This window comes from Sulfitobacter sp. AS59, from assembly GCF_038899995.1.
Classification (GTDB): domain Bacteria; phylum Pseudomonadota; class Alphaproteobacteria; order Rhodobacterales; family Rhodobacteraceae; genus Sulfitobacter.
The window spans coordinates 146600-160062 of record NZ_JBBMQK010000005.1 but is presented as its reverse complement, the minus strand read 5'-3'; the positions used below and the strand labels follow the sequence as shown (position 1 = coordinate 160062).

The window sequence follows — 13463 nt, the reverse complement described above, 5'->3', positions numbered from 1 at the left end:
CTGTGCCAATCAGTCCGCTGTGAAAGTCGCGAGGTAAGCGATAACGGCCTCGATATCCGCATCTTTCTTGAGGCCGGCAAAACCCATCTTGGTCTTCTTGATGTATTTTTTGGGGCCTGCCAAAAATGCGGCAAGGGTTTCATCGTTCCAAACCAAACCTTCTTCGGCTTTCTCGATCAGGGCTTTGGAATACTTAAATCCGTCAATGTGACCAGCAGTGGCACCAACCACACCGTTCAGGATTGGCCCTGACCGGTTCTTGGCACCGTCACCGACTTGGTGGCATGCTTTGCACTTGCGGAATACCTTTTCCCCTGCAGCGATCAAGGCGGGGTCAACAGCGGCCACTTCAGGCTCTGGTGCTGGTTGCGGTTCGGCGGCGACGGGTTCTTCTGCTGCGGCTTCGGTTGTTTCCTCTTCCGGGGTCACATCCAGAACCAGTGCGCGCATGGTGACTTCGACGCTGTCTTTGCAGTCGGTCATGCACGGCTCGCCAGACCAGATCGCGACCTCGGTTTCCATCCGGTCATCCAGAATGAACCCGTCGGCATTTGGCATTTCGACGTCCAGAAACGTATCCTTAGACAGCACGAAATCGTCTTCGATCAGGTCGTTGGAATACAGGATATAGGCCACAATCGCATAGGTCTCGTCAGCCGTGAGCGTCCCTGCATTGCCATAGGGCATTGAGCGGCGGATATAGTCAAAGCTGGTGGACAAATAGGGCCAATACGACCCCACCGTTTTCAACGGGTCCTCGTGGTCCAGCGTATCCATACCGCCAGCCAGTTTCGGCCAGTTGCCGATCCCTTCTGCGAAATCGCCGTGGCAGGCGGCACATTTGGCGGCAAAGATTTCTTCGCCAACAATCGCGTCCCCTTGGCCGTCAGGCAAGCCCGTGCCATCGGGATGAACGTCCAAATTCCAGGCGGCAATTTCCTCGGGCAGCGCTGCGCGGCCCAAACCATAGGTCTGCGCAACCGCTGGCAGCGCCATCATTGTGGCAACGGCACCGACAGAGAGTGATTTAAGAAACTTCGACATTTTCAGCCTCCCCATTCGGGCGGACCCACCAGGTTTGAATACAGTTGTTGTGATAGATCGAATTCAGCCCACGCACGTCGCGCAGCTGCGTTTTGGTGGGCTGCACATATCCGGTCTCATCCATCGCGCGGCTTTGCAGGAACATTTCCTCGCCGTCCCAATCAACGTCGAGGTAAAAGCGCGTAAGCGCCATTTTCTCTCCCGGCTTGGCCAAGCGCGCGGTTTCCCACGTTTTGCCACCATCCTTGGACACATCCACGCGGGTGATCGCACCGCGCCCGGACCATGCAAGACCGGTGATGACCAACGGACCCTTGCCGTGGGTAATCGGTGCCTGCGGGCTGGGCGAGGTGACGACAGATTTCGCGTCCATCTCCCATGTCCATTTGCGGCTGATACCGTTGGCCAGCGTGTCGGTGTATTTGCTGGTTTCTTCGCGGCTCTCGACCGGGGCATTCGTTACCTCGATACGGCGGATCCATTTGACCCACATGTTGCCTTCCCAACCGGGCACCACAAGGCGCACAGGATACCCGTGTTCTTTGCGCAGGGCCTCGCCGTTGGCTTTGAACGCGACCAGCACGTCGTCCAGCGCTTTCTCCATCGGGATCGAACGCCCGTTCGACGACGCATCCGCGCCTTCGACAAACACCCATTTGCCAGCGGTGTCATAGCCTGCTTCTTCAAGCAGGGTGCGTAGTGGCACGCCAGTATATTCCATGTTGTGGATCATGCCATGGGTGAACTGCGCGCCATTCAACTGCGCGCCGGCCCATTCCATGCCGGTGTTGGCGGCGCACTCTAGGAAATAGGTGTGGTTTTCGCGCGGAAAGCGTTCAAGATCAGCATAGGTGAACACCAGCGGGCGATCGACCAAGCCGTTGATCATCAACCGGTAGTCTTCTTTCTTAAGCTCGATCGCGCCGGAATGGTGACGCTCGAACGCGCAGCCTTGGGGCGTGATCGTGCCGTCCAGCGCGTGGATCGGCGTAAAGTTGATCGAACTGACCGTGTCGGCCGTCAGCCATTCCACCGTGCGGCGAACGACATCTTTTTCATACTCGATCGGCAGACCGTAAGGCGCGGCATCAACGCCGTCCCCAAAGGATTGCGCCCAGTCTTGGGTTTCGGTGATCAGCGGATCAGGCGTTTGCGCGCGCGCAGACCCGGCGGCCAATGCGCCGACCCCTGCGGTTGCCGCGCCGCGCAAGAACGCACGCCGGTTCGTTTTTTTGACTTCAAAGGTGTCTGACATGACAAACCCCTCCCTCTTTTTGATTGGTGTCGGCGTTAGACGCCGTCGACGGTTACGCTGGTATTTTCGCCAAGCGAAACGGTACCCAGTTTGCGGATATGGCTTTCGACCACGTCCCAGATTGGCGGACCTTCGGTGCCTTGGTTAACGCTGGCCCAACCGGCAACCTGATAGGTCTTGGCGGGGTCGATCAGCTCGCCTGTTTTTAGCAGGGTCATTTCGGTGATGCGGCTGCCTTGCGGCTTGGTCACGTCGATCCGGTAGCCAAGGCCACCGGTGCGCACCATATCCCCGCCCTGCTGGTAATAGGGGTCTGGGTTGAACAGGTTATCGGCCACGTCTTCCAGCACGACATGCAGGAATTCGCCGGTCATTTCAGTACGGTACGCTTCGGGATAGGTCATCGAGGTGACATTCCAGATGTCTTCGCGGGTGATGTCCTGACCGGGCAGGATCGACGGGCCCCACCGCACGCCGGGGCTTAGCGCGATATCGGCCTCGCGCTCAGACAGCAGCGCGTCGCAGATCAGATCATCCCACGAGCCGTTGAAATTACCGCGGCGGTACAACAGCGTGTCGTCAGCGGTCTTGCCGATCACCTCGCTCAGTTGCTCTGCATAGGGCGCGCGCTGTTCGTCGATCAAGGTGGTGATCGCGTTATCCGGCGCAATCACATCCGAGAAGATCGGGATCAGCTTGTGGCGGAAGCCCATCATGCGGCCATTCTGCACGTCCAGATCAACGCGGCTGACAAATTTGCCGTTCGATCCCGAGGCAACGATGATGGTTTCGCCGACCAGCACAGGTTCAGGCAGCGCGTCATGGGTGTGCCCCGACAGGATTACGTCAATGCCGGTGACGATGCCAGCCATCTGTTTGTCCACGTCGAAACCATTGTGGCTAAGGCAAACAACCAGTTCAGCCCCTTTAGCGCGGACTTCGTCGACCATTTCCTGCATCCGTTCGTCGCGGATACCAAAGGTGTATTCTGGGAACATCCAACCGGGGTTGGCGATGGGCATATAGGGGAAGGCCTGCCCGATAACGGCAATTTTTACGCCACCGGATTCAAAGAACTTGTAAGGGGGGAACAGCTCTGTCGGTTCGTCCCATTCGGCGTCAAAGATATTTTGGCCAAGTGCGGCAAAGGGCAACCCTTCGACGATTTCATTTACGCGGTCAGACCCCAGCGTGAATTCCCAGTGGAACGTCATCGCATCAGGCTTGAGCGCGTTCATCACGTTAACCATGTCCTGACCCTGGGTCTGGTAGCAGGTATAGCTGCCGTGCCACGTATCGCCACCGTCCAGCAGCAACGCGTCAGGGCGGTCGGCGCGGATCTGGTTGATGACTGTCGACACGCGATCAAGGCCGCCCATTTTGCCATAACCTTGGGCCAGCGCCGAGAAATCATTATAGGTCAGCGCATAGGCCGAATGGCTGCCGTCATCGATCCCATACAGCTTGCGGAAGTCGGCACCGGTGACATGGGGCACGGCCCCTTTGTTACCGCCCACACCGATGTTGATTGATGGTTCGCGGAAATAGATCGGTTTTAGCTGCGCGTGAATGTCGGTGATATGGATCAGGCTGACGTTCCCAAAGGTATCAAACTCTAGCAGCTTGTCTTGGGTCAATGCTTGCTGCGCGGCCAGCTTGCCCCAGTTACCAAAAGATGATGCCCCGTAAAGGGCGGTTGCAGCCATGCTGGCTTGGAGGAAATCACGGCGAGAGATCATGCGACTGGCCTTAATCTTACGCATTCACATGCGCATGTTTGAATGGGTCTTGGACGAAAAAGCCCGCCCCGCGAATGCAGGGCGGGGTACTGGTTAATTAGTTGCGGACGGACGGCCCTTCGACAGACAGACCGTTGCCGCGCGAACCGACATACATTTCCAGCGCCACAAACTCTGGGCTGCCGGGGTTGAATGTCTCGGCGCGTGTATCACGTACACAGCCCTTGAAACGGGCATGCGCCGAATTCAGCTTGGCGTTTTTCAGACGGTAGGTTGGGAAACCGTTGATCTGACCTTGGCTCAGGTGGTCTGCGCGGATCATGTTGCCATAGTTATCTTCGTGGCAATTTGCGCAGGACAGTTCAAGCTGACCAAAACGGGTGTAATAGATTTCCTTGCCCTGTTCCCACGTGGATTGTGCAGGACCATCGATGGCGATGTTCACAGGCATGCCACGTGACACCGACGACAACAGCGCCGTCATGTTCACCATGTCGCCACCAGTGTATTTCCACTTTTCGGCACCCATGCGGTTTTCACGACAATCGTTGATCTGCATTTCCAAGGTACGCACTTCGCCAGCGGCTTCGACGTATTTTGGATATACCGGACGCACGCCTGCCATTTCCTCGGACGCGCCGTGGCAATCCGCACAGGATTTACCCTCGGAACCGTCAGCCGCGTTCCATTTGTCTTCGGCCTTTTCGACAAAGATCATGCCAGCGTTGTCGAAATCATCGCGTTCCATGTCACGGGTTTCTGCGCCCCGAAACAACCAACCCGACATGACCTCGTCCAGCGCATCGGAAAGATGCGCAGGGGCTGCTGTGCGTGTGACGATTTCGATCTCATCATTGATGACCAGAGTATCGTCTGCTGGTTCGGCCATTGCACCTGATGCCACGAAAATCGCGGTCATGCAGGCCCCTAACCCTTTGGTGAATTTATTCATTCTTATTCCTCCCGAGAATGCAGACGCTTAACCGATTGCGATGTCTTTGCTGTCTTCATAGACGTCGCCATCATCGTCATACCAAGTAAAGGTGAACGTCCCGGCCTCAGGCACGAGGGCGTCGAATTCAAGGTATGGGTTGGTCGAGATCGCCGGCTGCAATGTGAAATCCACCACATTCTGACCATTAAAATCGCAGGTAAAGCGGTTGATGATCGAACGTGGAATTACGTTGCCGTCGCCGTCTTTGCGCTGGCCCGATTCCATTTTGTGGCTGATCAGCGTTTTGATGGTGATCGTGTCACCTGCTGCAGCGGATTTTGGTACTTTGACGCGGGGTTTTACACCAGATGCCATTTCAATAATTCCTTATAAAGCCTTAGCCGCCGCAGCCGCCGATTGTCACTTTTACCGTGCTCGATGCTTTCGCAAAGGAGCCGTCAGCCAGTTTGGCGATTGCCACCACGTCTTGTGTGCCCGCAAGGCGGATACGTGTGGACGCGTGTTGCGATCCGGCAAGCGGACCAAAACCAAAGGTTATAACGCCCGGTGTCGGGTTGCCCATGGCCAGAACCATAATCTCGGTCGCGCCGGGGGCGTCGACTTCGATTGGCACTGTGTTGCCGTTTTCAGCAATCTCGGGCGCGGTAAGTGTCACACCTGTGTCTGCCAATTCTGCGCCACCGGTAAAGGCAGCAATTGCGTCTTCGCCGGCGGCCGCAACGGCCAGCTTTGGCAGCGCCAGCGCGGCAAATGCGCCTGCACCCATGACGATCGCACTACGTCTTGTGAATTCCATTGTCATACTCCTGAACAAACCCTTTTAGCGGGGCTTTTTAGTCTTTGAGCGTGGCGAGATACGCCACTACATCTTCGATTTGCTGTGCCGACAAAAGCGGCCCCAGCGTGTCATCGGCGGCTTTGCCGGTATAGGCTTTGCCCGGGCGGATATAGCCGGTGTCCTTGTAAAAGGACGGCATCATCGTACCCTCGAACATCATCTTGGCGTTTGCCACGATCCCGCGCAGCTCTGCCTCGCTCCAACGGTCGCCAGCGCCATCAAGTGCGGGGCCGATCATACCTTGGAATGCAATGTCTGGCAGCGCGCTGACTTCGTGGCACGCCACGCAGTTGCCCAGCTTTTTGCTGCCAACGATTTTAGCACCCTCTTCAGCGTTGCCAGCCACACCGGTCAAAGACATTGCGACAGCCCCGTCTTCATAGCTGACGGCAGTTGGTTCGACTTCGGCTGCGAATGCGCTTGTGGTGACAGCAACGGACGCCACCAAGGCGTATATTGAAACTCTCATGTGTCCTCCCAAAGACTCTTATTTGTATACCAGCGTAGACCCACCGCCATATTGACGCAACTATAAATTCGCTTTTGTGAATTTTAAATTGATTTTAAACTAGCAACATGTGGTCTTACGCACCGGTAAGTTAGTCGTTCTGCTCGGCCATTTTGCGGGCCAGGTATTTTTGAAACGGCTCGTCGCCCTCGTATTCTTTGTCGACAACCCATTGCAACATATTAAAAGTCGTCCCCGGCCCAAAGGCCCCCGGCACCGTTGCAACTGCGGCCTGCGCGGCGGTTTGATCTTTGGCCACATCCTGCGGCAAAAACACCAGCGTCGGGGTGAACATCATCCCCCATTTACGCACCATGTCTTTTTCAGACAGCGATTCCCCATCGAAATCTGTCACGTCGACATCGCCGAACATGTTGATCTGAACGACAAAGAAATGCTCTTTCAGATAGCTATCAATCTTGGGAAGCGGAAACACCTCTTGGTGCATTTTGGTACAGTAAATGCAGCCGCGTTGTTCAACCGTCAGCATCAGGCGTTTGCCCTCGGCATTGGCTTCGGCCAGATCGTCGCGCAAATCTTTGAAAGTGTCGCGCATCCAGTCGGTTTTGTGCAGGCCATCATCACCCAATTCGACAGCATACGCCGACCCGGCAAGGGCCAGTGAAACAACGGTCAGGCAGGCTTTCAAAAGTTTCATTTTAGATACTCCTGTTTATCCAAGCTCATCCGATGTTGCCGAAAACCGGAAAGGTCTCCAGCATCCATTGGGCGATATAATTTACTGAATTTGTGGCGATTAGCACACCGAAAAGGACCAGCAACGCGCCCATGATTTTTTCAACCGTGCCAAGATGCTGGCGGAACCGTGCCATCCACCGCATGAACGGGCCGATGAACATCGCCGCAAGAACAAAGGGGGCTGTCATGCCGACCCCATAGGTGAAAAGCAGCAGCGCACCGTTCGTTGCCGTGTCCGTCCCCGCCGCAGTAAACAAGATTGCCGCCAGCACCGGGCCCACGCAAGGGGTCCAACCGAATGCAAAGGCAAGGCCGATCACATAGGCCCCGATCAGGCTGGTCGCTTGGGTATCGCCCGCATCAGCGCGAAACTGACGGTACAAGACGCCGATGCGGATCACTCCCAGGAAATGCAGCCCCATGGCGATGATGATCGCAGCAGCGATCCAGCGCAGATAGTCGAAATATTCCCGCACGACTTGGCCAAAGCTGGAAGCCGCAGCGCCCAGCCCCATGAAAATCGTGATCACCCCAGCGGCAAAAAACAGCGAGGCCAGCACAGCGCGGCGGCGCACTGACGCATCGACGGGGCCATCAGCGGTGATCTGGTTCATCCCGACGCCTGCCAGATAGCTAAGATAAAACGGCACGATCGGCAGAATGCACGGTGACAGAAAGGACAATAATCCAGCAACCGCCGCACCGATGAATGTAATTTCAAGCATATTGGCCGCCTTTATCTTGTGCCATGCACATATTCGCATTATGTTATGCGAAATCAATAGGTCTTTTAATGATACGCATCCGCGCGATCCTTTTTGCATTTCTCGCCCTGATCACTTGGTCAGGACAGGCCATGGCCGAGGTGTCCCTCGTCATGGTCGAGGAAAAGGGTTGCATCTGGTGCGCCCGCTGGAACGAAGAAATCGCGCCGATCTATCCCAAGACCCAAGCCGGAAAAACCGCCCCGCTGCGCCGGATTGATATCAAGGCTGACGTGCCATCCGATCTTCACTTTGAGCGTAGCTTGCGGTTCACGCCGACCTTCGTGTTGATGGAAGACGGGCAGGAAATATCGCGCATCGAAGGATACCCCGGAGAGGATTTCTTTTGGGGAGTATTGGAAAAAATGATGTTTGATGCCAAACTAATGCAGCCACCAAACGGAAGCTAAGCCCCAGCCGCTGCGTTGGATCGACCAAAGCAGTTTTTAATGTGACTGAAATACTGAGGAAAACATCCTGTGGGTCTACCCGTTTTTGACAAGAATATGTGTGCCGAAGACCTCGACAAGATGGCGTCGAATGCGGTGCAAGCGTCCAACTTTTTAAAGGCGATCAGCCATGAAGGTCGGTTGATGATCCTGTGCCATCTGGCGTCGGGCGAAAAATCCGTGACCGAATTGGAAGAACTGTTATCTGCCCGTCAGGCCGCAGTGTCCCAACAGCTGTCACGCCTCCGGCTAGAAGGCCTGGTGATCCCGCGCAGGGACGGCAAAACCATCTATTACCGGCTTGCCGATGATCGGCCCAAGCAGATCATGGAAGTCGTCTATGATCTGTTCTGCCGCGCCGATTGATCTGACATGAACGGTATTGGCGCGCTGCTGTTGGATCGATTTTCCGAACCGACGCTGATGGCCTTTGCCGGATTATTTGGCGGCATCCTGCTGGGCCTTGCCGCGCGCCTTGGCCGATTTTGTACCTTGGGCGCTATCGAAGACTTATACTACGGCGCAACCTCGACCCGTTTTGCCATGTGGGGCATTGCCCTTGGCGTCGCGATGATCGGTGCATTCGGCTTGTCCGCTGGTGGCCTGCTGAACATGACCGACACGCTATACCTGTCGCTGGCATGGAACCCGTGGGCCAGCATCATCGGAGGCTTGGTTTTCGGATATGGCATGGCGATTGCGGGCAATTGTGGCTACGGCGCGCTGGCGCGCATGGGCTGCGGGGATTTGCGGTCCTTCATGATTGTAATCGTCATGGGCGTGTCCGCCTATGTGGCGCTTGGTGGGCCGCTCTCTGGCCTGCGGCTGATGCTCTTCCCGATGGCCGAGGCTGGTATGACGCCCCCGGGCATTGCCCATCTGATCGCCCGGTATCTGCCCGTAGATCTGCATCTGGTGGGCCTTGCGTTGGGTGGACTACTGATCGCGGGAACCTTGCTGCACAAGGGGCTTCGCGACAGCACGGCATCAATTCTGTGGGGTGTGGTTGTGGGCATCGCCATCGTTTCGGGCTGGGCCGCGACCCAATGGATCACCGCACACGGTTTTGACCGCAGCATCATCATCTCGCACACCTTCACCGCACCTGTGGGCGAGACATTGCTGTACCTCATGACATCCTCGGGCAACACGATCAGCTTCGGCACCGGATCGGTTGTGGGGGTAATTTTAGGCGCGCTGGCCGGTTGCCTGATCAAAGGCCATATGCGGTGGGAAGCCTGCGAAGACCCCCGCGAATTGCGCCGTCAGATTGGCGGGGCGGTCCTGATGGGCTTTGGTGCCGTGGTCGCCGTTGGATGCAGCGTTGGTCAGGGGCTATCGGCCTTTTCGGTCCTGGCCTATAGCGCGCCGGTGACACTGGCCTGCATCGTTTTAGGGGCCTTGATCGGGCTGCGGCAACTGGTTGAGGGGTTTCGCCCTATTGGTTAGGTCCAGCGACCTGCGACATCGTTCAAGCGACGTCCACTTCCGAGCACAGCTTTAAAACCTCGTCGCCGTCCTCCTGTTCGATCAACAACGCGGGATCATCCTTGGTGCCATTGCGCGTAACCTCGGTGCCTTTCAGGGTGCGTGTGACGCTTGTGCTGTATGTCTTTTGCACCGTCCCACTGGCCTTGCCTTGCCCCCAGTTCCAAGTGACTTTGGTGCCTTGCGAAATCTCTGCCATCTGCGTTTCCCTTTCAGTGCCGCTGCCGTCCCCACAGGGACCATTGGTAGAAGAACGAGGGTGGGCGCAGATCAGTTCCCTGCACGGCTGTTTCGCGCATTTCTGCGATCTTTGGACTGTCCTTTCCTTACCCCCAATGTCACGATCACCATCATGAAGATATTCTCCGGCAAATCCCGTCCCGTGCATCTTGGCCCCTACCCGCTTGAGCGGCTGCACAGGGAAACCAAGCCGCATGTGGATTTGCCAGATTTGACCTTTCCCGAAGTCTCGTTTTCAGCGCCCGACAACCCCGAAAGCATCGTTAATGCGATGGGCCCGTTTCAGGCGATGATGGATGCGCTGCGGTCAGGCGCGGTCAACAGCACCCGTGCCGAGATCCCCGATGATCCGGTCGAACGCGCGCAGCACCTTAAGGCCTTTGGCTATTACAACGATGCCTCCATGATGGGGGTTTGTGCCCTGCCCCAAAACGCCATCCTGCCCGCCCCTCGGAAGAACCCAGATGTCACGGCGCTGGTGGACGATTTAAAACATCGCCAGACCACGACCCTTGCCACTGGCATTGACGCGATCATGGCCGACCTGCGCGATACTGCGGGCGCGGATGCGGGCACGGTTGCGCACCATACCCATGCGATTGTTGTGCTGGTCGCCTACCCGCGCGACCCGTCCAAGGACGAAGCTGGCAGCGACTGGATCACCGATGCGCAGGCCCAACGGGCGTCCCTGCGCGCCGCCGAAAATGCGACGGTGCTCGCCGAATATATCCGTATCCTGGGCTTTGACGCCCGCGCCCATTCGGTAACCTCCAGCGATGTGCACCTCCCCAAACTGGCGCTGGCGGCGGGCCTAACGGTGATGCAAGACGGCACGCCTTGCGCCCCATGGCTGGGCCAGCGCTATGGCCTTGCGGCCATCACCACCGACATGGTCATGGCCCCCGACCTGCCGCTTTGCCCCCTTGCGCAGCAACCCGCATCGGTTTTGCGCGGCCATGTTTGGCAGCTTGGCACCCACGGCGGGGCCAGCGCGCGCGGTCACGATCCCTATGCCAAGCGCGCCTTTGTAAATGGCCCGCATCCGTTTGAAACCCTCAAACGCGTTGACAACCCGACCACCTATATCGATGCCCCGAATGTGCCGCGCATCCCCAAGCGCACGGACATGTTTGCACGCGGCCAATTCGGCGACATGGGGCCCAAAGTGCAGGACGCCATGAAAGGCGGACAACATATCGTCAAATCCGCCCCCGCATCGGCTCAACGCAGATTACTGGGCGCGCTGATCTTGCTGCAAAAAGGCACACCTGCCCCGACCGTTCTGGACGCAGACCCGCAGCGCAACGCGGCCAACCTGAAAGCGGCGGCATATTTCCTTGGCGTCGATGCCGCTGGGTCCTCTGCCTGTCCGGATTGGACATGGTACAGCCATGACGCCACCGGCACCCCTATCGTGCCGCCCCACGATCAATCGCTTGGGTTGATCATCGATCAAGGCTTTGAAACGATGGAGGGCGCATCCGGCGATGACTGGATCAGCACCGCCCAATCCATGCGCGCCTATCTGCGGTTTTCCGTTCTGGGCGGCATTCTGGCACAGCAACTGCGCAACCTTGGCTTTGACGCCAAGGCGCATACGGTGATGGATGGCGATGTTTTGCAGCCACCGCTGTTGCTGCTATCAGGCCTGGGCGAGGTCAGCCGGATCGGCGAGGTGATCCTGAACCCCTTCCTTGGCCCGCGTCTGAAATCCGGCATTGTGACCCACACCATGCCCGTGACCCATGACAAGCCCATCGATTTCGGCCTGCAAAAATTCTGCGAAGCCTGCAATAAATGCGCCCGTGAATGCCCGTCAGGGGCGATCACGGCAGGCCCGAAAAAGATGTTCAACGGCTACGAGATCTGGAAATCAGACAGCCAGAAATGCGCCACCTACCGGATCACCAACAAGGGCGGGTCGATGTGTGGGCGTTGCATGAAAACCTGCCCGTGGAACCTCGAAGGGCTGTTCGCCGAGGCTCCGTTTCGCTGGGCCGCCAGCACCATCCCCGCCGCCGCACCCCTATTGGCGCGGCTGGATGACGCCTTGGGCCGTGGCGGGCTGAACCCGGTTAAAAAGTGGTGGTGGGACATCGAACACCAGCGCGGCGGCGCGGTGACTGCCCCTACCCATCCGGTCAATGCCCGCGACCTTCAGCCCGACCTGAAACTGCGGGCCGAGGATCAGACATTGGCCGTCTACCCCGCCCCGCTTGCCCCGCATCCGTGGCCCTATCCCGACCCGATGAACCGCGAGGCCGGGATCAAGGCGCATGCCGCCCTGCTTACCGCAGATGAACACCGCGCCCGCAATGCCGCAGGCGCAACCGATCACTTGCATCTTTATGATGCGGGCGCAGATACACCTGTGCTGGATTTGCGCATCGGTCGGGTCGAACAGCTTAGCGACGCAGTCACCCTTTATGATCTGGTGCACCCGGACGGTGCCGACCTGCCCCCATGGACGGCGGGCGCGCATCTTGATCTTGTCGTGGCCCCTGAATACCTGCGCCCCTACTCGCTGTTGGGCGATCCTGCCGACCGGACACGCTACCGTATTGCCGTCTTGCGCGAAGACGAAGGGCGCGGTGGCTCGGCACTACTGCACCGTATTTTCACCCAAGGCCGCCGCGTGTTTGTGTCTGCCCCCACGAACCATTTCGAACTGGTCGAAGACGCCCCGCACAGCCTGCTGTTTGGCGGCGGTATTGGCATTACGCCGATGATCGCCTTCGCCCACCGCCTCCACGCGATTGGCCAACCTTTTGATTTGCACTACTCTGCCCCATCCCGCGCGACGGCCCCGTTTATCGACATGCTTGCGCGTGTCGCATGGGCCGACCGCGTTCACAAACATCTAAGTGCTGAAAACACCCGCGCCGATATGTCAGCACTACTCTCGCAAGCCATCAAAGGAACCCATGTCTATACCTGCGGCCCTGACGCCTATATGCAAGCCGTGATGGATGCAGGAGAGGCAAACGGCCTGCCCGAGGACAAACTGCATCTGGAATATTTCGCGCCCCCCACGGTGCCCGAGTACATCAACCATCCCTTCACTCTGCGTCTGACCGATGGCCGCGAAATCCAAGTCACCGCCGACGAGTCCGCCAGCGACGCGCTGATCGCCGCAGATATCAAACTGGACATCAAATGCGCCGATGGCATATGCGGTGTGTGTAAATGCAACCTGCTGTCAGGCGCAGCGGAACACCGCGATTTCGTCTTATCCGCCAAGCAACGAGAAACCGAGATCATCCTCTGCCAATCCCGCGCGGCAGAACCAAACGGCGTATTGGAGATCGATCTATGACCCGCACATCTCCGCGGGCCGTACAATCCTGCAACACAATTTCACCCTCGGGCACAGCGACTATTATGAAACCTAACCCTGATTTCCAAATGGTCTAAAATCCTCGCCGAAGGCTCCACCAATTGCCACCAGCGCTGCCAGCGCTTATATCGCGGCTAACCCTCCCAA

14 protein-coding genes are annotated in these 13463 nt (G+C 57.7%); 4 read left to right on the top strand and 10 right to left on the bottom strand.

Annotation, left to right across the window (positions count from 1 at the left end; genetic code table 11):
- Nucleotides 1-9: 9 nt before the first annotated feature.
- From WNY39_RS13200 to WNY39_RS13160, 9 genes are all read right to left on the bottom strand, one after another.
- Nucleotides 10-1044 carry a c-type cytochrome gene (locus WNY39_RS13200; RefSeq protein ID WP_342846113.1) on the bottom strand — a complete coding sequence of 345 codons (1035 nt, stop codon included), beginning with the start codon at nt 1042-1044 and terminating at the stop codon, nt 10-12.
- Nucleotides 1028-2299, bottom strand: a complete 1272-nt coding sequence (gene soxC / locus WNY39_RS13195; protein WP_342846111.1) for a sulfite dehydrogenase — start codon at nt 2297-2299, stop codon at nt 1028-1030. The genes WNY39_RS13200 and soxC overlap by 17 nt, the downstream gene beginning before the upstream one ends.
- Nucleotides 2300-2334: 35 nt before the next feature.
- Nucleotides 2335-4038: a thiosulfohydrolase SoxB gene (gene soxB / locus WNY39_RS13190; RefSeq protein WP_342846109.1), complete on the bottom strand. Its 1704-nt coding sequence runs from the start codon at nt 4036-4038 to the stop codon at nt 2335-2337.
- Between the two features lie 97 nt (nt 4039-4135).
- Nucleotides 4136-4990 carry a sulfur oxidation c-type cytochrome SoxA gene (gene soxA, locus WNY39_RS13185; RefSeq protein WP_342846107.1) on the bottom strand — a complete coding sequence of 285 codons (855 nt, stop codon included), beginning with the start codon at nt 4988-4990 and terminating at the stop codon, nt 4136-4138.
- Between the two features lie 27 nt (nt 4991-5017).
- Nucleotides 5018-5347 (bottom strand): thiosulfate oxidation carrier complex protein SoxZ, encoded by a 330-nt coding sequence (soxZ, locus tag WNY39_RS13180; RefSeq protein ID WP_341233578.1) that lies wholly within the window; start codon nt 5345-5347, stop codon nt 5018-5020.
- Between the two features lie 22 nt (nt 5348-5369).
- Nucleotides 5370-5789: a thiosulfate oxidation carrier protein SoxY gene (soxY, locus tag WNY39_RS13175; RefSeq protein WP_341233577.1), complete on the bottom strand. Its 420-nt coding sequence runs from the start codon at nt 5787-5789 to the stop codon at nt 5370-5372.
- Between the two features lie 37 nt (nt 5790-5826).
- Nucleotides 5827-6300 carry a sulfur oxidation c-type cytochrome SoxX gene (gene soxX, locus WNY39_RS13170; protein WP_341233576.1) on the bottom strand — a complete coding sequence of 158 codons (474 nt, stop codon included), beginning with the start codon at nt 6298-6300 and terminating at the stop codon, nt 5827-5829.
- Between the two features lie 130 nt (nt 6301-6430).
- On the bottom strand, nt 6431-6997 hold the full coding sequence (locus WNY39_RS13165) for a thioredoxin family protein (protein WP_342846103.1): 567 nt from the start codon (nt 6995-6997) through the stop codon (nt 6431-6433).
- A 25-nt stretch (nt 6998-7022) separates the two neighbouring features.
- Entirely contained in the window at nt 7023-7763 is a 741-nt protein-coding gene (locus WNY39_RS13160) for a cytochrome c biogenesis protein CcdA (RefSeq protein ID WP_342846101.1), read from the bottom strand.
- A 71-nt stretch (nt 7764-7834) separates the two neighbouring features.
- Between WNY39_RS13160 and WNY39_RS13155 the strand changes: the two genes are divergently transcribed.
- From WNY39_RS13155 to WNY39_RS13145, 3 genes are all read left to right on the top strand, one after another.
- The gene (locus tag WNY39_RS13155) at nt 7835-8212 is read left to right on the top strand and encodes a hypothetical protein (RefSeq protein ID WP_342846225.1); all 378 of its coding nucleotides are present in this window, start codon (nt 7835-7837) and stop codon (nt 8210-8212) included.
- A gap of 69 nt (nt 8213-8281) precedes the next feature.
- On the top strand, nt 8282-8617 hold the full coding sequence (locus tag WNY39_RS13150) for a metalloregulator ArsR/SmtB family transcription factor (protein WP_093917001.1): 336 nt from the start codon (nt 8282-8284) through the stop codon (nt 8615-8617).
- A 6-nt stretch (nt 8618-8623) separates the two neighbouring features.
- Nucleotides 8624-9700, top strand: a complete 1077-nt coding sequence (locus WNY39_RS13145) for a YeeE/YedE family protein (protein ID WP_342846098.1) — start codon at nt 8624-8626, stop codon at nt 9698-9700.
- A 22-nt stretch (nt 9701-9722) separates the two neighbouring features.
- Here WNY39_RS13145 and WNY39_RS13140 read toward each other — a convergent pair whose 3' ends face one another.
- Complete coding sequence (locus WNY39_RS13140; protein ID WP_342846096.1) at nt 9723-9938, bottom strand: DUF2945 domain-containing protein; 216 nt, start codon at nt 9936-9938, stop codon at nt 9723-9725.
- A 153-nt stretch (nt 9939-10091) separates the two neighbouring features.
- Here WNY39_RS13140 and WNY39_RS13135 point away from each other — a divergent pair, with 153 nt between their 5' ends.
- Nucleotides 10092-13295: a 4Fe-4S double cluster binding domain-containing protein gene (locus WNY39_RS13135; RefSeq protein ID WP_342846094.1), complete on the top strand. Its 3204-nt coding sequence runs from the start codon at nt 10092-10094 to the stop codon at nt 13293-13295.
- The last annotated feature ends 168 nt before the right edge of the window (nt 13296-13463 follow it).